Here is a 21226-nt window from a genome sequence, read left to right as displayed (position 1 = left end):
TCCTGTTCGATTGCTTTTCTGGTTAGTAACGAAGCGGCCAGTTCACCCACATCCGCCGGATGTCGTGCCAGGCGCCGACGAGGCCGCGCGGCTGGAAGCGCAGGAACAGGATGATGACGAGCCCGTAGAGCATGCTCTTGAGTTCCTGCGCGCCGGTCGTAAACATCGCGTCCATCTGGGCGCTGAACAGGCTGAACAAGAGCCGCGTCACTTCCGGCAGCAGCACGATCAGGACGGTACCGAGCACGGCGCCGAGCGCCGAGCCGAGCCCGCCGACGATCAGGATCGCCAACGCCTCGATCGAGAGCAGGAACGGAAAGCCTTCGACGCTGACGAACGACAGATAAATGCCGTACAGCGCGCCCGACAGGCCAGTGATGAAGGCCGAGGTGACAAAGGCGAACAGCTTGTAGGCGTGCAGATTGATGCCCATGACCCGGGCTGCGGTGTCGTTATCGCGGATCGCGACAAAGGCACGGCCGACGCGGCTGCGGCGGATGTTGAGCGTGGCCAGCAGCGTGAGAATCGCAAAGCCGAGGCAGAGCCAGGTGAAGGCGGCGTCGCTGTCGAAGCTGAGGCCAAAGATCTCCGGCCGCTGCACCGATATGCCGCGGGCGCCGTTGGTCAGCCAGCGCGCTTCCAGGATCACGGTGTTGATGATGAAGGAGAACGCCAGCGTGGTGATCGCGAGATAAAGTCCCTTCAGCCGCAGCGACGGCGCTCCGACGATGAGGCTGGCGAGCGCCGGCACCACCCCGGCGCCAAGAAAGCCGACCAGCGGGTGCATTTGATATTTGGAAACCAGCACCGCATAGGCATAGGCGCCGGTAACGAGGAAGCCGACATGGCCGAGCGAGATCAGCCCGGTATAGCCGGTCAGGATGTTCAGTCCGAGCGTGCCGACCACCGTGATCAAAATGATGATCAGAAAGGACAGCGCGTAGGAGTTCAGTACGAAGGGTGCAGCGATCAGGCCCGTGACCAGAACCGCCGACCACAGCCATACCGGCGGGGAATCGACGAGGGTGACGAGTTCGCCATAGGTCTGCTTGAAATCGCCGGTGCGCATCGCCTCAGACCCTCTCGATGTCGCGATCGCCGAAGATGCCGAACGGGCGGACCATCAGCACCACGATGATCATCGCAAAGCCCGCGACTTCCTTCATGCCGGAGCCGATATAGCCACCCGCGAGATTTTCGGTGATGCCGATCAGAAGGCCGCCAAGGCCGGATCCAAGGACGGCGTCGAGGCCGCCCAGGATGGTGGCCGGAAACGCCTTCAGGCCGAGCTGGAACATCGCCGGCGAAAGATCATAGGACAGCGCAAAGAACACACCGCCGATTCCTGCGATCACGGAGGAGGCGGCCCAGGCCATTGCATGGACTCTGGTGGCGCTGATGCCCATCAGGAGCGCTGTGCGGTCGTCGGCGGCCACCGCGCGCATTGCGACCCCGATCTTGCTGTAGCGAAAGAACGCCCAGATCGCGGCGAGCAGGGCCAGAAGCGTGACGATGACGGCGATCTGCCCGGTGCGGACGCCGATCGAGCCGATCCGAAGGATGGTGCGGCCAACGCCGATGTCGAGATCGTGCGGATAGGCGTCCCAGATGAAATTGATCGACGAGCGCAGGATCACGGCAAGACCGATCGTCACCATGACGGTGGCGAACACCGGTTCGCCCAGCATCGGCCGCATCACCACGCGCTCGATCACGAGGCCGAGCACGACGGCGGCGAGGATGGCGCAGACGGCAACCACGAAGACATTGCCGCTGACCGTGGTCGAAATGGTCCAGGCGATATAGGCCGTGATCATGGTCATTTCGCCCTGCGCGAAATTGACCAGGCCGGTGGATTTGTAGATCACCGCAAAGCCCATCGCGATCAGGCCATAGATGGCGCCGATCGCTAGGCCGGATATCAGCAGCTGGATCAGATACTGCATCAGCCCTCCGCCTGGTAGATGATGGAAAGTTCCCGCGCGAACTTCTTCTCGATCATGGTGCGGCGAACCTTTTGGGTGGCCGTCAGCTCGCCGTCGTCGTGGTCGAGCTCTTTCTCCAGGATGGCGAAGCGACGGATATTCTCGACGCGCGCAAAACGCTTGTTGGTCTCGCCCACGATGCGTTCGACGAGGTCATGCACTTCGGGGAGTTGCGACAGCGACTTGTAATTGGTGTAGGGCAGGGCCTTGTCGCGGGCCCAGCGCCCGACATTGTCGAAGTCGACCTGGATGATGGCGCCGAGATATTTCTTGGCCTCACCGACGACGATGGCTTCCTTGATGAACTCGCTATCCTTGAGCGCGTTCTCGATCTCCGAGGGCGCGATGTTCTTGCCGCCGGCAGTGATGATGATCGCCTTCTTGCGATCGACCACGGTGATTTCGCCATTGTCCATGATTTCGACGATGTCGCCGGAGCGCAGCCAGCCGGCAGCATCGAGGGTTGCGGTGGAAGCCTTTTCGTCGAGGAAATAGCCTTTGAAGACGCCGGGATTGCGCAGCAGGATCTCGCCGTCGCTGTCGAGCTTCCATTCGGTGTGGGGTAGCGGCAGGCCGCAGCCGCCGAGCCGGTGATGGCTTTCGGTCTGGATGAAGGCGACGCCGCCGCTTTCGGTCAATCCATAGCCCTGCGAGACCGGGCGGCCGACGATGTCGAAGAAGCGCAGCGTCTCCGGCGAAATCGATGCGCCGGCACAGAGGCGGTGACGGCTGCGGGCGAGCCCGAGATGGCGCTGGATGTTGCGGAACAGCAGGATGTAGAGCAGCGCGTAGCTGAGGCGATCGAACAAGTTCGCGGTCCCGTTCTGCCGACGGTCCGACAGTTTGCGGCCCCAGGCCATGCAGGCTTTGACGAAGCGCTGGCGTAGCTGGCCGCTCTCGCCGAGCCGGAATAGGAAACCCTGCTGCAGCTTTTCGTAGATCCGGGGAACGCCGACGAAGAACGTGGGCGCGATCTCGCGGATATTGAGGGCTACGGTGTCGATCGATTCGGCAAAGCTGACGGCGCCGCCGAGCACCAGATGCGTTACCTCGCCATAGCAGCGCTCGGCCACGTGGCATAGCGGCAAATAGCTCACCGCCTCGAACGGCTTGTCGGCGACCTCGACGGCTTCGGCGTAGATGTAGGCGGCATAGACCAGGTTGCGGTGTGTCAGCATCGCGCCCTTGGGCGGGCCTGTGGTGCCCGACGTATAGACCAGGATCGAGACGTCGTCGGGCGAGGCCTGTGAAATCAGGCGATCGAGCGTCGCGTTGGCGTCGGGGATTTCCTGCGCGTAGGCCCTGCCACGTTGGCAAAGCGCTTCGAACGACATCAGCTGCGATTGCCGGTATTGCCGAAGGCCCTTCATGTCGATGCAAACGACGGCCTCCAGCGCCGGCAGGCAGTCATTGTTGGCCAGCGCGTCCAGCACCTTGTCGGTCTGTTCCTGATCGCCGGTAACGACGACCCGCGCGCCGGAGTGGCGGACGATATATTGCAGCTCGACCCAGGGGTTGGTCGGATAGATGCCGACCGCGACCGCGCCGATCATCTGAACGCCGAGATCGGCGTAGAACCATTCCGGCGTGTTCTCTCCGGCGATGGCGACACGGTCGCCCGGCTTGATACCGAGCGCGAGCAGGCCAAGCGCCACCGCGCGCGACGTTTCGTAGTAATGGCTCCAGGAATAGGGATTCCAGATGCCGTATTCCTTTTCGCGCAGCGCGAGCGCATCGCCGTGCATCAGGGCGCGCTGCCGCAGCAGCTGCGGGATGGTGATCGCGGCAGTCTTCAGGACGGTCCGCAGCGATCCGGCATCGTGTGCGGATGACTCTCGTGCCGGACTTGATGGCGTCGCGGCATGTTCGGTTCGCAGGCTTTCGATCACCGACATTACGCGCCCACCTGTGCAGCGGCGTCAGTGCGGTGGCCGCCAAGATAGGCTTCCGTGACGGCCGGATCGCGCCGCACTTCGGCGGGCGTTCCCTCGGCGATCTTGCGGCCGAAATTCAGCACATGGACGCGGTCGGAAATATCCATCACGATCCGCATCTCGTGCTCGATCATCAATACGGTGATGCCGAGGTCGTCGCGGATATCGAGCACAAAGCGGGCGATGTCCTCGGTCTCTTCCTGGTTCATTCCCGAGACCATTTCATCGAGCAGCAGCAGTTTCGGCTCGCAAGCCAATGCCCGCGCCAGTTCGACGCGCTTTTGCTGGCCGTAGGACAGCGTGCCGACGACGGCGTCGCGGATGTGCTCGATTTCGAGGAATTCAACGATGTGCTCGACCCGTTGGCGGGCCTCGATCTCCTCACGGCGGGTGCGGCCGAAGAAGATCACGGCATCGAGCACGTTGGAGCGCAGATGGGTGTGCCGGCCGGTCAGGATGTTCTCGACCACGGTGCCATGCTTGAACAGCGCGAGATTCTGAAAGGTCCGCCCGATCCCGATTGCGGCGAAGCGCGAGGGGGAGACGGTTGCGAGATCGACGCCGTCGAACAGGATGCGGCCGCCGCTCGGCCGCAGCACGCCGGATATCATGTTGAACAGCGTGGTCTTGCCGGCGCCGTTGGGGCCGATCACACTGCAGATTTCGCCTGAGGTCACATCGAGGCAGACATCGGCGACGGCCTGCAAGCCGCCAAAACGCTTGCTGAGATGTTCGACACTGAGCAGGGCGGTCATGACAGCCACCGCTTGCGCCGCTTGTAGTGCTTGACGTCGCGCAGGCTCTTGCGCCCCGAATTTGAGATGCCGAGATAGAATTCCTGCACGTCCTCGTTCGACGCCAGCTTCTGCGCCGTGCCGTCGAGCACGACGCGCCCGGTCTCAAGGATGTAGGCGTAGTCGGCGATATCGAGCGCGCGCTGCGCGTTCTGCTCGACCAGCAGCACCGTCATCTTCATCTCGTCGCGCAGTTTTGCGATCACCTCATAGATGCGGTCGATGATCAGCGGCGCGAGGCCCAAGGACGGCTCGTCGAGCGCCAGCAGCACGGGATCCGTCATCAGGGCGCGGCCGATCGCCAGCATCTGCTGCTCGCCGCCGGACATGTAGCCGGCGATCTGGTCGCGCCGTTCGAACAGGCGCGGGAACAGCGCGAACACTTTTTCACGGCGGTCGCGCGCTTCCGCTGCGGTTTTGGTGTAGCCGCCCATCTGCAGATTTTCGTCGATGGTCAGCGCCGGAAACACCCGGCGGCCTTCGGGAACCTGCACGATGCCGCGCCGTACCAGCTCATCGGGCGCGAGGCGATGGACTTCCTCGTTTCGGAAGCGGATGGTGCCGTTCTCGATCACGCCTTCCTCGGTGTAGAGAATGCCGGACATCGCCTTCAGCAATGTCGATTTGCCGGCGCCATTGGAGCCGAGCAGGGCGACGATGCCGCCTTCGGGAACCGCAATGCTGACGTCGCGGATCGCCTCGATGGCGTTGTCGTAGACGATGCGGATGTTGCGGAATTCGAGCAGGCATGACGGATCGGGTGCTGCCTGCGCGCCGCTGGTATTCGCCTGCGTCGGGATCGTTGTCGGCATCTTCAGGCCCGGCTGGGCTGCGGCATGCGCTGCCGCTGCGCCAGGATCGCGTCGGTGACGATTTTCGCGGTTTCGGCGCAGGCTTGCGTGCCGCCATTGCCATATTGCTTGACGGCGTCGCCGACGCACCACAGGCCATCGATGCCGGTCTCGCGCGGCAGGTCGTAGCCGGCGCAGCTGCGTTGTGCCGGCCAGTCGTCGCGCATGACCCGGATCGACAGGATTTTGGCTTGCGCAAAATTCGGGAATTGCTCGCGCAGGTCGGTCAGCGCCAGCTCGACCTCGGCATCGCTGTCGAAATCGCCGAGCGCCGGGATTGGGACGGCATAGGCGACATAGAGATGCCAGCCGGATGGCGCCAGTTCGGGACAGGTCGCGGTGAGGTTCGCCATGTTGCAGAGCCGGCGGGTCTTGCCGAAGGTCACGATGCCGGGATGAGAGATCAGCGGCTCGCGGCTTGCGATATTGATAACGATGTTGGCGGCGGGACGTAGCCGCGTGCGCACCTGCTCGACATAGGCGGGCGGGAAGGCGGCTTCGCCGCCGAGCGCAACGGTGGTCTTGGGACCGGCATTGCTGATGACGAGGTCGGTCTCGATCCGTACCCTTTGGCCGTCGCGCATGACGGTGACGCCGTCGACGCGGCCTCCGGTCGTGTGTATCTGCACCGCCGGCGTCGACAGCCAGATATCGCCGTTGCGTTTGATGGCTGTTCCGAGCGCATTCCAGACGCCGATCGTGCCCTGCGGACAGAAGCCGAAGCGCTTGAATGCGCCCTTGCTGGTGAAATAGGTCAGGAAGGCGCGCGCCGGCAGCTCATTGGCGTTGCAGGCGAAGATCGCCGCGCAGAGATTGCGGAAGATGGCGTGCACCGAGGCATTGCTGGTGTAGGTCTTGAGCCAGTCCTCGGTCGATTGCCGCCCGTCGGGAAGGTTGCCGGAGCGGGCGTCGGCGAACTTCTCCAGGATGCGCGAGGCTTGCTTGGTCAGTTGCCCCAGCAGCAGCGACCAGCCGCCGCGGCCGACGTCGATCAGCTTGCCGTCGATAAAGAAGGAACTGGCGGGTTCGGGGGTGCGGATATCGAGCGGCGCGCCGACGGTGTTGAAGGTCTCCTCGAAGACACCGCCGAGTTCGATCGCGATCGCGCCGATATTGACCGTAAAGCCGTCGATCTGTTCGGTTGAGGCCCGTCCGCCGATCCGCTCCTTGTCGTCTACCACGATGGTATGGAGCCCGGCATGGGCGAGCCGCGCCGCGGCGCAAAGCCCACCGGCACCGGCCCCGATCACGACAGCATCAGCACGAACGACCGTCATTTCACCTCCCAAAAGCGCGCTGCCCGGTTGATCCGGGCTGTCCTTGATTTGGATCATCCTATTATAATCCGACTGGCCGTTCAAACAATTTTTTGCGATAAGGGCGGACGGATGGATTTGGGGCTCCTTGGCCGAACCACGGCGGGATCGAAGGCCAGATATCTGAAAAAAGGCTGCTGAATCAGCTAAGCATGCCCTTGGGAATACGAGCTAAGCTGGATTGAAGCGGACAACATCCGATGGCGCGAACACGCTCTGAGAATTACGACGGCATCCACCTCGGCATATTGACCAATGCCGCCCGGCTGTTTTCGGCGCAGGGCTATATGCGCGCCTCGATCGCCGACCTTGCGGACGCCTGCAAGCTGTCGCGCGGTGCGCTCTATCATTATTTCGACTCCAAGGAAGCGATCCTGTTCGCGATCCTGGATGCCCATATTCGGGAAATGATCGAGCATGTCGAAACCGCCGTGGCGGGCGGCGGTCCGACGCTGACGCAATTTCAAAACGTCATCCGCGCGATCGTCGAGGTCAATGCGAAATCGCCGCATGAGCAGCGCGTGCTAATTCACGATCTCTCATTCCTGAACGAGGACGAGCAGCGGGCCATCAAGGACCTCGAGCGCCAGCTCGTCGACATCGTCACCGATCTTTTGGTCAGGCTCGATGCCGAAGGCAAGATCGTCAAACGCACCAAGAAGATCTACACGATGATCCTGTTCGGCATCATCAACTACACCTACACCTGGTACGATCCCAAAGGAGGGATTGGGCCGCAGGAATTCGCCGACATGGCGGTCGAGTTATTTTTGCACGGGTTTGTGTCCGGTACCGCGACGAATCCCGCCGCAGCGCACCGGCGCGAGAAGGTCTGACCGCAGCGGCGTAGTTGCATGAGTTTTGGTCTGGTCGGTCATTTGACGGCTTATCGAAGCAGCTCGCGCGCGATGACCACGCGCTGGATCTGGTTGGTGCCTTCGAAGATCTGGGTCAGCTTGGCGTCGCGCATCATGCGCTCGACCGGATAGTCCATGGTGTAGCCGTAGCCGCCGAAGATCTGGACGGCGTCGGTTGTCACCTTCATGGCCATGTCGCTGCCGACGCATTTGGCCATGCTGGCGAGCACGTTGAGGCGTTTCCAGTCGCCGGCATCCCCGGCCCGGGCGCATTCATAGACGAGGGCACGCGCAGCCTCGATCTGCATGGCCATGTCGGCCAGCATGAACTGCACGCCCTGGAACTCCGAGATCGACTTCTTGAACTGCTTGCGTTCCTTGGCGTAGGCGACGCACGCGTCGAGCGCCCCCTGCGCCAGGCCGACGGACTGGGCGCCGATGGTCGGACGATTGAGGTCGAGCGCGCGCATCGACGCCCGGAAACCCTTGCTTTCTTCCCCGACCAAATTCTCCGCAGGCACGCGGACATTGTCGAAGAAGATCGGCGTGTTCGGCGCGCCGCGGAATCCCATCTTGCGCTCGTGGCGTCCGAACGAGATCCCTGACATCGTCTTCGGCTCGACGATGAAGGCGCTGATCCCGTCGGCGCCCGGGGAGTCGCTGGTCCGGGCCATGACCACGATGTAGTCGGCGACAACGCCGTAGCTGCACCATTGCTTGCGGCCGTTGAGGACGTAGCTGTCGCCGTCCTTTCGTGCGCGCGTGTTGATCGCGGTGACGTCGGAGCCGGCCTGAGGCTCGGATATCGCGATCGCCGTGACGACCCCGCCTTTGGCGATGATCGGGAGGTATTTGGTGCGCTGCTCCTCGGAGCCGAAGTGAAGCAGCGGCATGATGAACATGGTGTTGAGGGCCGCGATCGAGGCGCAGGCCGGCGAGACCCTGGAAATCTCCTCACGTGCGATGCAGGCCAAGGTCAGGTTGCCGTTCGGACCGCCGTAGCGTTCCGGCACCCAGAGCTGCATCAACCCCATCTCACCGAACAACTTCACGAGTTCGAGCGGGAAGCGGTCAGTCTCGTCGATCTCGGCCGCGACCGGTGCGACGTGCTTGGCGACCATCTTCCGCACGGTGTCGCGGAACGCGATCTGCTCCCCGGTGAAGCTCATGTTGATCCTTGGTCATCTTTTTTGCCGGAAGCCTAAAAAGGGGCTTCCATTGAATGGGTGATCCATTTAATAATTCACCACATGAGCACCAAGTCAAGCCCTCGCACGCCCACCCGCCCCAGACTCCCATCGCCCACCCGGCGCGACAGGGTTCCCGATCACCGCGCGGCTGGAGCGCCGCCTGCGCCGACATTTCGCCCGATCCACACACGACGTGCGTTCGAGGAAATCTGCGAGCGAATCCGCGAGCAACTCGCGCTCGGCGTCCTCAAGCCCGGCGACAAGCTTCCGCCCGAACGCGATCTGGCTCAGCAACTCGGCGTCAGCCGTAACGTCCTGCGCGAGGCCTTGCGCAGCCTCGAGATGGCGGGCGTGCTTCGGCTGCAGAAGGGCGTCAAGGGCGGAGCCTTTATTCAGGAGGGCGATACCAGCCGCATGAACGGCGTCATGCGGGATATGCTGTCGCTCGGCACGATTTCCGTCCGGGAATTGTCGGAAGCACGCGTTCACGTTCTCGATCTCGTGGTGCGGCTGGCCTGTGCCAACGCGCGCAAGGCTGATCTCGACGCGCTCGAGGCCAACATTCGGCGCACCGAGGATGCGACGCGGGAAGGGCGGCTGCTGGACCGCGTCGAATGCTCGCGCGAATTCTACAAGCTGCTCGCGGCGTCGACCGGAAACAAGGTGATCGCCATGATCATGGATTCGGTCACGGAGATTCACATGCGGTTCGTCTACGCCAAGGTCTCGTCGAGCGGCGTCGCGATGGCACGGCTGGCGGAAAAGCGACGGCAATTCCTGGCGGCGCTGGGTGAACGGAACGTTGCGACGGCGACGCGCCTGATGCGTACCCATCTGGAAGCCGTGCAGCGGATGCTGGAGCAGGATCCCGGCGCGATGGCGCTTCACGTCGCGTTGGCGGAGGTGCAGCCCGGTATGCGCAGATAGCAGAGGGTGGCTCGATCCACGCTCGAACAATTATAACAACGGAGGAAAATGTGTCCCAATACGCCAGATACGAATGCATGACGGTCGAGGTCGCGGACAAGGTCGCGACCGTGACTTTGAACCGGCCGCAAGCACGCAACGCGATCAATCAGAAGCTGATCCGTGAATTGCGGACCATCTGGGACGATTTGGCCGACGATCATGCCGTCAACGTCGTGGTGCTGACCGGCGCGGGCGACTTCTTCAGCGTCGGTGGTGACGTGAAGGCGATGTCGGAGCGGCCGGGCGGCGACGTCCTCGAGGAGGGGGAGGTCCACGACCCCATGATCAGCCGCCGTGGCGTGACCCGCCAGCTCGAACTCGACAAGCCGATCATCGCGGCGATCAACGGCGATGCCATCGGCCTCGCCGCAACCCACGCGTTGCTTTGCGACATCACGGTGATGGCGGAAGACGCCCGCATCGGCGACACCCACGTCTCGCGCGTCGGATTGGTCGCCGGCGACGGCGGCACCGTGATCTGGCCGCTGCTGATCGGCATCAACAAGGCCAAGGAGTATCTGATCCGCGGCACCTTGATGAAAGGCAAGGAGGCCGAGCGGATCGGGCTGGTCAATCATGTCGTGCCGCGCGCGGAGGTGCTGAATATGGCGCGTGAAATCGCGATTGAGCTCGCCAACGGTCCGACCTGGGCCATTCGCTGGACGAAGCTGTCGATCAACCAGATCGTCAAGGACCGCGTGAACATGATGCTCGAGGCCTCGATGGCGCTCGAACAGGTGACGTTCGCGACCGCCGACCACAAAGAGGCGACCATGTCGTTCAAGGAGAAGCGCAAGCCGAAATTCGGTCAGGCATAGTTCTCATGGATGCGAACGGGCCTCCGAGCGACGATACCGCCGCGATGCTTCGGGATTCCCTGCGCGGGTTTCTCGAGGCGCATTGGGCCGGAGGCGGCGGCGAGAAACGGCCGTCTCCGGACAATATCTCTGCAATCTGGCGCAAGCTCGTCGGGCAGGGGGTGGCTGCGCTTGGCTCTGGGCGTGACGAGGGCGGCCTTCGCGAAATCCTGGTCGCGATGGCGGAAATTGGCCGCGCCGCATGTCCGGCGCCGATGTGGCCCACCGCGCTGGCCAACCTAGCGCTCTCGGGCTCGCGGGCCGACGCCGCGGTGGATCTGTTGGAAAAGCTGCATGTCGGCACAGCGGTGGCTGCTTTCTCCTTCGGCGCCCGCGATCCTGATGCGGGTGCAGGATCGATCCGAATTGACGGCTCGTGCGGAACAGGTGTGCTTCGTTTCGTCGAGGCTGCCAGTGCCACACATCTTCTTGTCGCCGTCGACGAATTCCAACTTGCCCTCATTCAACTGGATGCTTCAGGCATTGCCATCGCGCCGACGCGTGCCATTGGCGCCTGGGGTCTCTGTGAGGTGAAGCTGGACTCGGCGCCGCTGACGCTGCTTCCGCTGGAGGCGATCGACCTCGGCGATCTCCGTCTCAAGGCCCAGATCGCATTGCTGGCGAGGGCACACGGCGCCGCGCGGCGCGCGTTCGATCTGGCCGTGGATTACGCCAAGGAGCGTCACCAGTTCGGACAACCGATCGGAAAATTCCAGGCCATCCAGCACAAGCTCGCGAACTGCGTCATTGCGCTTGAAGGTGTCAGCCTCATCCTGGATCATGCGGCCAGGCTGCATGACACTGGCGACGGCAACTGGCGCTATTTCGCCGACTGCGCGGCTGCCTTCGGTGGTGACGCGCTGCGGCGCGTGTCGCTGGAGACCCAGCATATTTTCGGCGCCATCGGCTATGCCGAAGATCACGAGGCCTCGCACCATTTCAAGCGCGTGCACCTCGACACGATCGCACTCGGCGGGGCGCCTGAGGCGCGGCGGCTGCTGGCTTCGTATTTGCTTGATCGCGGCGGCGCGCCGTTGCCGCAATACGATCTCGGTCCGTCCGGAAATGAGTTGCGCGCGGAGGTGCGGCGATGGCTCGATCAGAACTGGTCAGGAGACAGGAAGGCCCGGTTCGACGAGCAGCCATTCGAAAAGCGTGAGTTCGATGCTGACTTCGCGCGCGGTATCGGCAAGACCGGATGGATCGGCCTCGCATGGCCGAAGCGATTTGGCGGGCAGGGCCGTTCTCCGTTGGAGCAGGTCGCATTCATGGAGACGATGGAGCAGGCCGAGGCACCGCGGATCGGCGCGTCGATCCAGGCCAACGCCTTGATGATATTCGGCACGCGTGAGCAGCAGCAAAAATATCTGCCGGAAATCCTGCGGGGTGAGGCCATGCACGGCATGGGCTACAGCGAGCCCCAGGCCGGCTCCGACCTCGCCGCGCTGCGTACCAGCGCGGTGCGGGACGGCGAGCACTGGGTCATCAACGGCCAGAAGATCTGGACCACGACCTGGTGGGGCAAATACATGTTCCTCGCGGCGCGAACCGACAAGAATGCCAAGCCGCCGCACGCCGGCGTCAGCATGTTCATCGTTCCGATGAATGCGCCGGGCATTACGGTCCAGCCGTCGCGCACGATGTATGACGGCACGTTTGCCAACATCTTCTACGACGACGTTCGCATTCCCCTGGAAAACATCGTCGGCGAAGTCAATGGCGGCTGGAAAGTCCTGACGGGCGCGCTCGCCTTTGAGCGCGGTCTGGTCGGAGGTGGCATCGTGCTGAAGGTGGCCCGCGCCTTCGAACAACTACGCCGGCATGTGATGACGACCGAGGGCGATCGGCCGCCGCCCGCTCAGGATCCGATCGTGCGCGATAAGATGGCGACGCTGGCCTGCGAAATCGAGGTGGGCCGGCAACTGATGATGCGCTGCGCCGAACTTGCGGCAGATGGTGTGACGCCGCCGGAATATGGCGCGATCAGCAAGGTCTATTCCGGTGAACTGATGGAACGTTTTGGCGAAGCGGCCCTCGACATTCTCGGGATGCGCGCCGCCGTTTCCGAGCAGATGCCGGGCGCGATCGACAATGGCAGGTTCGAGCAGAACCTGCGGCATTCGCTGATGTGGGTGATCAGCATCGGGACCAACGAGATACAGCGCAGCCTGATCGCCCAGCGCGGGCTCGGGCTGCCGCGATAGGAGGTAGGCACTATGCAGGACCGAACATCGACATCGCCCCTCGAGGGCGTGCGGGTGCTGGATTTCTCCATCATGCTGGCCGGGCCCTATTGCGCGCGGCTGCTGGCCGATGTCGGCGCGGAAGTGATCAAGATCGAGCCGCCGGAAGGCGACGAGATGCGCCTGCGCGCGCCCGTGCGTGAGGGTCACAGCACCTATTTCGGCCAGCTCAATGCCGGCAAGCGGAGCATCGCGCTCGACCTGAAGTCGCCGGATGCGATCAAGCTCGTACATCGCATGGTCGAAAGCACCGACATCCTGGTCGAGAATTTTCGACCCGGTGTGATGGAGCGTCTGGGTCTCGGATATGAGACGCTGCGAAAGATCAATCCGAGACTGATCTACTGCTCGATCTCCGGCTACGGCCAGACCGGCCCGCAGGCCGAGCGCGCCGCCTATGCGATGATCGTTCATGCCGAGAGCGGCTTCGACCGCGCGCTGATGCGATACGCCGGCGACCGCGACCGGCCGGCGGCGGGGGCGGTGTTCGTCGCCGATATTCTCGGCGGCATTTTCGGCTTCTCGGCAATTCAGACGGCAATGGTGCAGCGCTCGCGCACCGGCGAAGGGCAGCGCATCGATGTCACCCTGATGGACTGCATGCTGAATCTCCTGGTGTATGAGCTGCAGGAAGCGCAATTCTCCAAGCCGATGCCGCGTCCGACTTATGGGCCCGTGCGCACTGGGGATGGCGACATCCTGATCGCGCCGGTGTCGGCGCGCAACTTCGCGGCCCTTCGCGACCTGACCGGCCTGCCGGAGCTTTCATCCGACCCTCGTTTCGCATCGGTGCCGGCGCGCGGCGCGAACTGGACCGCAATGATGCAGGTCATCGAAAAATGGACCCTGCAGCACACGATGGACGAATGCCTTGCCATGCTCGATCGGGCTGGCATTCCCTGCGCGCGCTTTCGCGACCCGGCCGAAGCGTTGGACGATCCCGATCTCGCTGGTCGCGGCACATTCGCGCCGATCGCCGATGCTGCCGGCGAATTCAAGGGCGTCAACGCCCCGTGGCGAATGTCGGGTGCGCATAGTGCGATCGGGCGGCAAATTCCGTCCATAGGGTCGCACCGCGACGACGTGCTCGCACGCGTGCTCGGACTGTCCGCGGATGAAATCGCAAAACTGACTGTTTCCGGCGCGTTCGGAAAAATCGCTAGGTCGGCAGCGGAATAGAGCCGGCCGGAGAAAAAGACTGCACTGAAGGCAAAAAAGACGACCTGATGGGAGGATCGACGTGAAACGATTTCATTTCTTCGCTCTTGCGCTCGGGCTTGTGGTCCTTGCCGGAACTGCCGCCGCGGACAATTACCCGTCGCGGCCGATCCGGCTCATCGTGCCATATCCCGCCGGCGGTTCGACCGACATTATGGCGCGCGCGCTGCAGGAGCCGATGGCGAAGATTCTCGGCCAGCCGCTCATCATCGACAATCGCGGGGGCGCGGCGGGTACGACTGGCGCTAACGAAGCTGCCCGGGCGGATCCGGACGGCTACACGCTTTTGTTTGCAAACAACGGCCCGATCTCAATCGCCCCACTGCTTCAGAAGGGTGTCGATTTCGATCCGTTGAGGAGCTTTGCACCGGTCTCGCTCGTCTCCAAGGCGCCGCTGGTTCTGGTTGCGAGTGAAAAAGTGCCGGTGAACGATGCCGCTGGCCTGATCGCCTACGCCAAGGCGCAGGGCAAGCCGATGCTGTATGCAACCGCTGGACCCGGTTCGCTCGGACATCTCAGCACCGAGCGCTTCCTCAATCAGGCCGGACTGCAGATGGTCCACGTCCCGTACCGCGGCCAGGCACCGACGACACTCGCGATCTTCGTCGGTGAGGTCGACATTCTGCTCACGACAACATCCGATACGCTGAACGAGCATATCCGCTCCGGCAAGGTGAAGCTGCTCGGCGTCTCGTCGCCTGAGCGCTCCGCCGTTGCTCCTGATGCCGCGCCCATCGGGAACGTCTTGAAAGGGTATTCAGTCGAAACCTGGTTCGGGCTGTTGGCTCCCGCCGGCACGCCGCCCGAGATCGTCGGCAAACTCAATGCTGCCATCAAGACGACGCTGGCGATGCCGCAATTGCGCGACCGCTTTTTGGCCTACGGCGTCGAGGCCGCGACCAGTACTCCAGCCGAACTGTCCGCCATCATAGCAGCTGAAATTCCCGCTTGGCGCAAGGTGATCGAGGAGCGCAATGTCAAGACCGAGTAACTGCTGGAACGCGCGGCCTCTAACCATTCTCAGATACCACAGATCTGCCGTCCAAAGCGCAACTGGGCAACTTGCTCCTTTCAGCTATAACGCGAAAATCAAAGACGGGGACTGGCCGCTTGTGGCGCAAAGCGGCCGTTGAGATGCGCGATCTTAGATCGAGTTACCTTTCGCTGACTGGACCTAGAGGGGCTGCGGCGCCGGCTGGAGCCAATCCCCGTCCGCGCTCGCGTAGCTTGCGGAAGTCGTCTCCGGCGTGGTGCGAGGAGCGTGTCAGCGGCGTGGCTGACACCAGCAGAAAGCCCTTGGCGTAAGCGACCTTCTCATAGGCCTCGAATTCGTCAGGGGGCACGAAGCGCATGACAGCGTGGTGCTTGCGCGTGGGCTGGAGATACTGGCCGATGGTCAGGAAGTCGACGTCGGCGGAACGAAGGTCGTCCATCAATTGCTGGACTTCGCTGCGCTCTTCGCCGAGGCCGACCATGATTCCGGACTTGGTGAATATCTGTGCGTCGAGTTCCTTCACGCGCTGCAGCAGCCGCACAGAATGGAAATAGCGCGCGCCGGGCCGCACTGTCAGATACTTCGACGGCACCGTCTCCAGATTGTGGTTGAACACGTCGGGCTTCGCCGCAATGACGGTTTCGAGCGCGCCCGTTTTGCGCAGAAAATCCGGGGTCAGGATCTCGATCGTCGTAGCCGGACTTGTCGCGCGGATGGCCGCAATCGTCGCAGCGAAATGCGCCGCGCCGCCGTCGGAAAGGTCGTCGCGATCGACCGAGGTGATGGCCACATGCTCCAGTCCGAGCTTGGCCACCGCTTCGGCGACCTTGACCGGTTCATGGGCGTCGAGCGGTCCGGGCAGGCCGGTGCGCACGTTGCAGAACGCGCAGGCGCGCGTGCACGTATCGCCCATGATCATGAATGTCGCGTGCTTCTTCGCCCAGCACTCGCCAATGTTGGGACAGCGGGCTTCCTCGCAGACGGTCACGAGTTTGTTCTCGCGCACGATCCGCCTCGTCTCGGCCCATTCGGCGGAGCCGGGAGCCTTCACGCGGATCCACGCAGGCTTGCTCTGCATGGGCGTGTCGGGACGATTGGCCTTTTCCGGGTGACGCGGCATGTCGGGCCGCAACTTCGTTCTCGGATCGTTGTTGAGGAGATCAAGCACGACTGTCATTTGGTCAGCCTCGTGAATGCGCCAAGTCGCGGACATTCAGCTATCCAAGCGAACTTCGTCAATTCGATTCTTTTTCCTCGAGCAGCGACCCCTTCGTGATCGGGCGCGGCGTTGTGCGGGCGCTCTCGCCGCGCGCGCATCGGCAGGTTCCGACTTCGAGCCTTGCATTGGCATCAGCCGCCGCACCGGTCCGACATTTCGGGTAACCCGTTAGGCCGGTTTTCCGGAGCGTCAGACAAATCCGGACCGATCGCATCGCGCGATGCGACGGCTTGCATCGCAATTTCCAGCAAAATGAACGACATGCGCGCGAACCGTCTTGGCCTTCGTGGTCTGGCACGAATGCTGCACGGGTATCTGCAAAAGCAGCTATCCGCAAAGCAAGCGACAGCTCAAGAACAGACGACGTGAGGGACGTTCAGATGCCAGCCAGTATTCAACTCATCACCTAGAGCCGCGGGCGATATCGCTTGTGTGGCATTGCGCGTTTTCCGCAGCACGCGGAGCGCAATGAACGTGGACGCCTGTCTTCGGCTTGGCATGCAATGGAGAGCGTAATGAAGGTTGCGGACGCGCATGATCTGGATCCGCTGGAAACCCGGGAGTGGCTGGATGCCTTGTCGGCAGTCCGGGGCCATCGCGGCAATGACCGGGCCGAGTTCGTCGTCAACGCGGTTATTGATGCCGCGCGCCGTGCCAAGCTTCAGATAGCGCAATCGCTGACGACGCCCTATTGCAACACGATCCCGCCGGATCAGCAGCCGGCGCTTCCGGGCGATCGTGCGATCGAGCACAAGCTTCGCTCGATCATCCGGTGGAACGCTCTTGCGATCGTGCTGCGCGCCAACAAGGACAGCTCGGAGCTAGGCGGACATATCGCAAGTTTCCAGTCGGCTGCCACGCTCTACGATATCGGCTTCGGCCACTTCTGGCATGCACCGACGGATAGCCATGGCGGCGATCTGATCTTCGTGCAGGGTCATTGCTCTCCCGGCATCTACGCGCGCGCCTTTCTCGAAGGACGGCTGAGCGAGGAGCAACTTCTCGGTTTCAGGCAGGAGACCGGCGGCAAGGGCTTGTCGAGCTATCCTCACCCGTGGCTGATGCCGGACTTCTGGCAGTTCCCGACAGTGTCGATGGGACTGGGGCCCTTGGTGGCGATCTATCAGGCGCGGTTCCTGAAGTATCTCCAGAACCACAAGCTGGCGGAGACATCGAATCGCAAGGTCTGGGCCTTCATGGGCGACGGCGAAACGGACGAGCCGGAATCGCTCGGCGCGATTTCGCTCGCCGGCCGTGAAAATCTCGACAATCTGATCTTCGTCATCAACTGCAACCTCCAGCGGCTCGACGGGCCCGTTCGCGGTAACGGCAAGATCGTCCAGGAACTCGAAAGCGTTTTCCGCGGCGCGGGCTGGAACGTCATCAAGGTGCTGTGGGGCTCGGGCTGGGATCGGCTGCTCGAAAAGGACAAGAGCGGATTGCTGCTGAAGCGCATGGAGGAGTGCGTTGACGGCGAGTACCAGGATTACAAGAGCAAGAGCGGCGCCTACATCCGCGAACATTTCTTCGGCAAGTACGATGAGTTGAAGCAGCTCGTCGCCGATATGAGCGACGACGAGATCTGGAAGCTCGCGCGGGGCGGCCATGATCCGGAAAAAGTGTTCGCGGCCTACGCAGCGGCGGTGAACCACAAGGGCCAACCGACGGTGATCCTGCCGAAGACCGTCAAGGGCTATGGCATGGGCGAGTCCGGCGAAGGCCAGATGATCGCGCATCAGGCCAAGAAGATGACGCAGGATGCGCTGCGCGGCTTCCGTGATCGCTTCCAGGTGCCGGTCGCCGACGATGAACTGGCGAAGGTGCCTTTCCTTCGCCTGCCGGAAGACAGCCCGGAGATGAAGTATTTCCGCGCGCAGCGCGAAAAGCTCGGCGGAAGCCTGCCGCAGCGCCGGCGCAAGTCAGCATCTCTGCCAATTCCGCCGCTGTCCACGTTCCAGCGGCTGCTCGATGCGACGGGCGACCGCGAAATCTCGACGACGATGGCGTTCGTGCAGATGCTCGGTACCCTCGTGCGCGACAAGGCGATCGGCAAGCACATTGTGCCGATCGTGCCGGACGAATCCCGTACCTTCGGCATGGAGGGCATGTTCCGCCAGCTCGGCATCTATTCATCGGTCGGCCAGCTCTACCGGCCGCAGGATGCCGATCAGCTGATGTACTACCGCGAGGACAAAACCGGGCAGGTGCTGCAGGAGGGCATCAACGAAGGCGGCGCGATGTCGAGCTGGATCGTCGCGGCGACGTCTTACAGTACGAACAACGTGCCGATGATTCCGTTCTACATCTACTATTCGATGTTCGGCCTGCAGCGCGTCGGCGACCTCGCCTGGCTCGCCGGCGATATGCGTGCCCGCGGCTTCCTGCTCGGTGGCACCGCCGGCCGCACCACGCTGAACGGCGAAGGGTTGCAGCACGAGGATGGTCACAGCCACGTCCTCGCCGCCACGATCCCGAACTGTGTGTCGTACGACCCGACCTTTGCCTATGAGGTCGTGACGATCGTCCGCGAAGGCATGCGGCGCATGTACGAGGTGCAGGAGGACGTCTATTACTACATTACCCTGATGAACGAGAATTATCAGCATCCCTCGCTCGCCGACGCCGGCAAGGGGGCGGAGGAGGGGATTCTCAAGGGGCTCTATCTGCTGAAGAGCGGTGGCGAGACGGCGAAGAAGGGACTTCGCGTCCAGCTCGTCGGCTCAGGCACGATCCTGCGCGAGGTGATCGCGGCCGCCGATCTGCTCAAGGCGGACTTCGGCGTCACCGCCGACATCTGGAGCGCGACCAGCTTCAACGAGCTGCGCCGTGACGGCATGGCGTCGGAACGCTGGAACCTGCTGCACCCGACCGAACCGCGCCGCAAGAGCTGGGTCGAGACGCAGCTGGACGGACATCCAGGGCCGGTCGTGGTCTCTACCGACTACATGCGCAATTACCCCGATCAGATCCGGGAATATGTCCAGGCGGCCGGCCGTCGCTACGTCGTGCTGGGCACGGACGGTTTTGGCCGCAGCGACTATCGCGTGAAGCTGCGAGAATTCTTCGAGGTCGACCGGCATTACGTCGCCGTCGCGGCACTCAAGGCACTGGCCGACGAAGGCGTGATCAAGCCTGCGATCGTGGCCGAAGCCATCGCCAAATACAAAATCGACGCCGGGCGTGCTGCGCCCTGGACCGTGTGAGCGAGTGGAGCCGAGGACAGAGCGATGAGTGGTCTGATCGACATCAAGGTTCCCGATATCGGTGACTTCAAGGACGTCCCGGTGATCGAGGTCTTCATCAAGCCGGGCGACAAGGTGAAGGCCGAAGATCCGCTGGTTGCGCTCGAGTCTGACAAGGCGACCATGGAAGTGCCGTCGCCGCGCGATGGTGTGGTGAAGTCGGTGGTCGTGAAGGTTGGCGACAAGGTCAGCGAAGGCACGGTGGTTGTGCAATTTGACGGCGCCGGTGCTGAACTGGCCGAGGCGCGCCCGGTCGTCAGCGCTCCGCCGTCGCCGGTCAACGCACCGGCGGGTGTTGCCGAGGTGCGAGTCCCCGATATCGGCGACTTCAAGGACGTTCCGGTCATCGAAATCTTCGTGAAGGCCGGCGACAGCGTGAAGGCCGAGGATCCGCTGATCGCGCTGGAGTCGGACAAGGCGACGATGGAAGTGCCGGCGCCTCTCTCGGGCACCGTGCGCGAGATCAAGGTCAAGACTGGCGACAAGGTCAGCGAGGGCGCGATCATCCTATCGCTCGCAACTGGAGCAACACCCTTGCAGGCCGGCATTTCTCCCGTGTCGCCGCCTGCGTCCTCGTCGGCCACCGCCGCTGGAGCGGCGGTGGTCGGCGCCCTTGACGAAAGAAGCTTCGCGCTCGCCTATGCCGGTCCGGCCGTGCGCAAGCTGGCGCGCGAACTGGTTGTCGATCTCGGCAAGGTCAAGGGCTCGGGCAATCACGGCCGTATTCTGCGCGAAGACGTCGAGGCCTTTGCCAAAGGCGGAGCGGCGTCGGCCAAACCGCAAGCAGCGGCCGCAAGCGGAGGCGGCGTCGGCGGCATCGACCTTCTGCCCTGGCCCAAGGTCGATTTTGCGAAGTATGGGCCGATCGAGCGCAAGGAGCTCGGCCGCATCAAGAAGATCTCCGCGGCCAATCTGCATCGCAACTGGGTCGTCATCCCGCACGTAACGACCCACGACGAGGCTGACATCACCGATCTCGAACAATTCCGAGTGACGATGAACAAGGAGCTGGAGAAGAGTGGCGTAAAACTCTCGCTCTTGCCGTTCATGGTGAAGGCGGCGGTAGCGACGCTGCAAAAATTCCCGGAATTCAATGCGAGCCTCGACGGCGACGCGCTCGTCTACAAGAATTACTGGCACATCGGCTTTGCCGCGGACACGCCGAACGGCCTGATGGTGCCTGTGATCCGCGACGCCGACAAGAAATCGCTGCCGGAAATCGCCAAGGAGATGAACGCCCTCGCCAAGGTCGCGCGCGAAGGCAAGATCAAGCCCGACCAGATGCAGGGTGGGACCTTTTCGATCTCCTCGCTCGGCGGCATCGGCGGTATCTATTTCACGCCGATCATCAACGCACCCGAAGTCGCCATCATGGGCGTCTGCAAAGGTTACTGGAAGCAGCATTCCTCCGACGGCAAGGCAGCCAACTGGCGGCTGACGCTGCCGCTGTCGCTGTCCTGGGACCACCGTGTCATCGACGGAGCGGCGGCCGCGCGCTTCAACGTCTACTTCGCCAGCGTGCTCGCCGACTTGCGGCGCGTGCTGTTCTGAGATCGG

General features: G+C 62.9%; 16 protein-coding genes. 8 read left to right on the top strand and 8 right to left on the bottom strand.

Annotated features, from left to right (window positions below; genetic code table 11):
- Window positions 1–22 precede the first annotated feature (22 nt).
- Genes ACSQ84_RS23845 through ACSQ84_RS23820 form a run of 6 tightly spaced genes read right to left on the bottom strand, consistent with a single transcriptional unit; the run spans window position 23 to window position 6841 of the window.
- On the bottom strand, window positions 23–1069 hold the full coding sequence (locus tag ACSQ84_RS23845; RefSeq protein WP_436214167.1) for a branched-chain amino acid ABC transporter permease: 1047 nt from the start codon (window positions 1067–1069) through the stop codon (window positions 23–25).
- 4 nt (window positions 1070–1073) lie between these two features.
- Entirely contained in the window at window positions 1074–1946 is an 873-nt protein-coding gene (locus ACSQ84_RS23840; RefSeq protein WP_436214166.1) for a branched-chain amino acid ABC transporter permease, read from the bottom strand.
- Window positions 1946–3880 (bottom strand): AMP-dependent synthetase/ligase, encoded by a 1935-nt coding sequence (locus ACSQ84_RS23835; protein WP_436214165.1) that lies wholly within the window; start codon window positions 3878–3880, stop codon window positions 1946–1948. Before ACSQ84_RS23835 ends, ACSQ84_RS23840 begins: the two co-directional genes overlap by 1 nt.
- Window positions 3880–4674 (bottom strand): ABC transporter ATP-binding protein, encoded by a 795-nt coding sequence (locus ACSQ84_RS23830; protein ID WP_436214164.1) that lies wholly within the window; start codon window positions 4672–4674, stop codon window positions 3880–3882. Before ACSQ84_RS23830 ends, ACSQ84_RS23835 begins: the two co-directional genes overlap by 1 nt.
- Complete coding sequence (locus ACSQ84_RS23825) at window positions 4671–5525, bottom strand: ABC transporter ATP-binding protein (RefSeq protein WP_436214163.1); 855 nt, start codon at window positions 5523–5525, stop codon at window positions 4671–4673. The genes ACSQ84_RS23830 and ACSQ84_RS23825 overlap by 4 nt, the downstream gene beginning before the upstream one ends.
- A gap of 2 nt (window positions 5526–5527) precedes the next feature.
- Entirely contained in the window at window positions 5528–6841 is a 1314-nt protein-coding gene (locus ACSQ84_RS23820; RefSeq protein WP_436214162.1) for a phytoene desaturase family protein, read from the bottom strand.
- A gap of 239 nt (window positions 6842–7080) precedes the next feature.
- On the opposite strand from ACSQ84_RS23820, the gene ACSQ84_RS23815 reads away from it, so the two are divergent.
- Window positions 7081–7716 (top strand): TetR family transcriptional regulator, encoded by a 636-nt coding sequence (locus ACSQ84_RS23815; RefSeq protein WP_436214161.1) that lies wholly within the window; start codon window positions 7081–7083, stop codon window positions 7714–7716.
- Window positions 7717–7766: 50 nt separating this feature from the next.
- On the opposite strand, the gene ACSQ84_RS23810 is transcribed toward ACSQ84_RS23815, so the two are convergent.
- Entirely contained in the window at window positions 7767–8906 is a 1140-nt protein-coding gene (locus ACSQ84_RS23810) for an acyl-CoA dehydrogenase family protein (protein ID WP_436214160.1), read from the bottom strand.
- Between the two features lie 81 nt (window positions 8907–8987).
- On the opposite strand from ACSQ84_RS23810, the gene ACSQ84_RS23805 reads away from it, so the two are divergent.
- From ACSQ84_RS23805 to ACSQ84_RS23785, 5 genes are all read left to right on the top strand, one after another.
- Window positions 8988–9854 carry a FadR/GntR family transcriptional regulator gene (locus ACSQ84_RS23805; RefSeq protein ID WP_436214159.1) on the top strand — a complete coding sequence of 289 codons (867 nt, stop codon included), beginning with the start codon at window positions 8988–8990 and terminating at the stop codon, window positions 9852–9854.
- Window positions 9855–9931: 77 nt separating this feature from the next.
- Window positions 9932–10714: an enoyl-CoA hydratase/isomerase family protein gene (locus ACSQ84_RS23800; RefSeq protein WP_436214158.1), complete on the top strand. Its 783-nt coding sequence runs from the start codon at window positions 9932–9934 to the stop codon at window positions 10712–10714.
- Between the two features lie 44 nt (window positions 10715–10758).
- Complete coding sequence (locus ACSQ84_RS23795; protein ID WP_436214157.1) at window positions 10759–12957, top strand: acyl-CoA dehydrogenase family protein; 2199 nt, start codon at window positions 10759–10761, stop codon at window positions 12955–12957.
- A gap of 12 nt (window positions 12958–12969) precedes the next feature.
- Window positions 12970–14175 (top strand): CaiB/BaiF CoA transferase family protein, encoded by a 1206-nt coding sequence (locus tag ACSQ84_RS23790; protein WP_436214156.1) that lies wholly within the window; start codon window positions 12970–12972, stop codon window positions 14173–14175.
- Window positions 14176–14236: 61 nt separating this feature from the next.
- Window positions 14237–15205 carry a Bug family tripartite tricarboxylate transporter substrate binding protein gene (locus ACSQ84_RS23785; RefSeq protein ID WP_436214155.1) on the top strand — a complete coding sequence of 323 codons (969 nt, stop codon included), beginning with the start codon at window positions 14237–14239 and terminating at the stop codon, window positions 15203–15205.
- Between the two features lie 163 nt (window positions 15206–15368).
- Here ACSQ84_RS23785 and lipA read toward each other — a convergent pair whose 3' ends face one another.
- Window positions 15369–16385 (bottom strand): lipoyl synthase, encoded by a 1017-nt coding sequence (gene lipA / locus ACSQ84_RS23780; RefSeq protein WP_436214154.1) that lies wholly within the window; start codon window positions 16383–16385, stop codon window positions 15369–15371.
- 557 nt (window positions 16386–16942) lie between these two features.
- Here lipA and aceE point away from each other — a divergent pair.
- Together aceE and ACSQ84_RS23770 are read left to right on the top strand one after the other, a co-directional pair.
- Window positions 16943–19630, top strand: a complete 2688-nt coding sequence (aceE, locus tag ACSQ84_RS23775) for a pyruvate dehydrogenase (acetyl-transferring), homodimeric type (protein WP_436214153.1) — start codon at window positions 16943–16945, stop codon at window positions 19628–19630.
- Window positions 19631–19654: 24 nt separating this feature from the next.
- A complete protein-coding gene (locus tag ACSQ84_RS23770; protein ID WP_436214152.1) occupies window positions 19655–21220 on the top strand; it encodes a dihydrolipoyllysine-residue acetyltransferase in 1566 nt (521 codons plus the stop codon).
- The last annotated feature ends 6 nt before the right edge of the window (window positions 21221–21226 follow it).

This window comes from Bradyrhizobium sp. LjRoot220 (assembly GCF_964252915.1).
In the GTDB taxonomy this organism is placed as follows: domain Bacteria; phylum Pseudomonadota; class Alphaproteobacteria; order Rhizobiales; family Xanthobacteraceae; genus Bradyrhizobium.
Note: the sequence above shows the minus strand (reverse complement) of the source record. Positions and strands in the feature narration are given on the sequence as shown.

Bases quoted from the DNA above. Each gene is read 5' to 3' on its own strand.
- ACSQ84_RS23845 (WP_436214167.1), bottom strand. From the start codon at position 1,069: ATGCGCACCGGCGATTTCAAGCAGACCTATGGCGAACTCGTCACCCTC.
- ACSQ84_RS23840 (WP_436214166.1), bottom strand. From the start codon at position 1,946: ATGCAGTATCTGATCCAGCTGCTGATATCCGGCCTAGCGATCGGCGCC.
- ACSQ84_RS23835 (WP_436214165.1), bottom strand. From the start codon at position 3,880: ATGTCGGTGATCGAAAGCCTGCGAACCGAACATGCCGCGACGCCATCA.
- ACSQ84_RS23830 (WP_436214164.1), bottom strand. From the start codon at position 4,674: ATGACCGCCCTGCTCAGTGTCGAACATCTCAGCAAGCGTTTTGGCGGC.
- ACSQ84_RS23825 (WP_436214163.1), bottom strand. From the start codon at position 5,525: ATGCCGACAACGATCCCGACGCAGGCGAATACCAGCGGCGCGCAGGCA.
- ACSQ84_RS23820 (WP_436214162.1), bottom strand. From the start codon at position 6,841: ATGACGGTCGTTCGTGCTGATGCTGTCGTGATCGGGGCCGGTGCCGGT.
- ACSQ84_RS23815 (WP_436214161.1), top strand. From the start codon at position 7,081: ATGGCGCGAACACGCTCTGAGAATTACGACGGCATCCACCTCGGCATA.
- ACSQ84_RS23810 (WP_436214160.1), bottom strand. From the start codon at position 8,906: ATGAGCTTCACCGGGGAGCAGATCGCGTTCCGCGACACCGTGCGGAAG.
- ACSQ84_RS23805 (WP_436214159.1), top strand. From the start codon at position 8,988: ATGAGCACCAAGTCAAGCCCTCGCACGCCCACCCGCCCCAGACTCCCA.
- ACSQ84_RS23800 (WP_436214158.1), top strand. From the start codon at position 9,932: ATGACGGTCGAGGTCGCGGACAAGGTCGCGACCGTGACTTTGAACCGG.
- ACSQ84_RS23795 (WP_436214157.1), top strand. From the start codon at position 10,759: ATGCTTCGGGATTCCCTGCGCGGGTTTCTCGAGGCGCATTGGGCCGGA.
- ACSQ84_RS23790 (WP_436214156.1), top strand. From the start codon at position 12,970: ATGCAGGACCGAACATCGACATCGCCCCTCGAGGGCGTGCGGGTGCTG.
- lipA (WP_436214154.1), bottom strand. From the start codon at position 16,385: ATGACAGTCGTGCTTGATCTCCTCAACAACGATCCGAGAACGAAGTTG.
- aceE (WP_436214153.1), top strand. From the start codon at position 16,943: ATGAAGGTTGCGGACGCGCATGATCTGGATCCGCTGGAAACCCGGGAG.
- ACSQ84_RS23770 (WP_436214152.1), top strand. From the start codon at position 19,655: ATGAGTGGTCTGATCGACATCAAGGTTCCCGATATCGGTGACTTCAAG.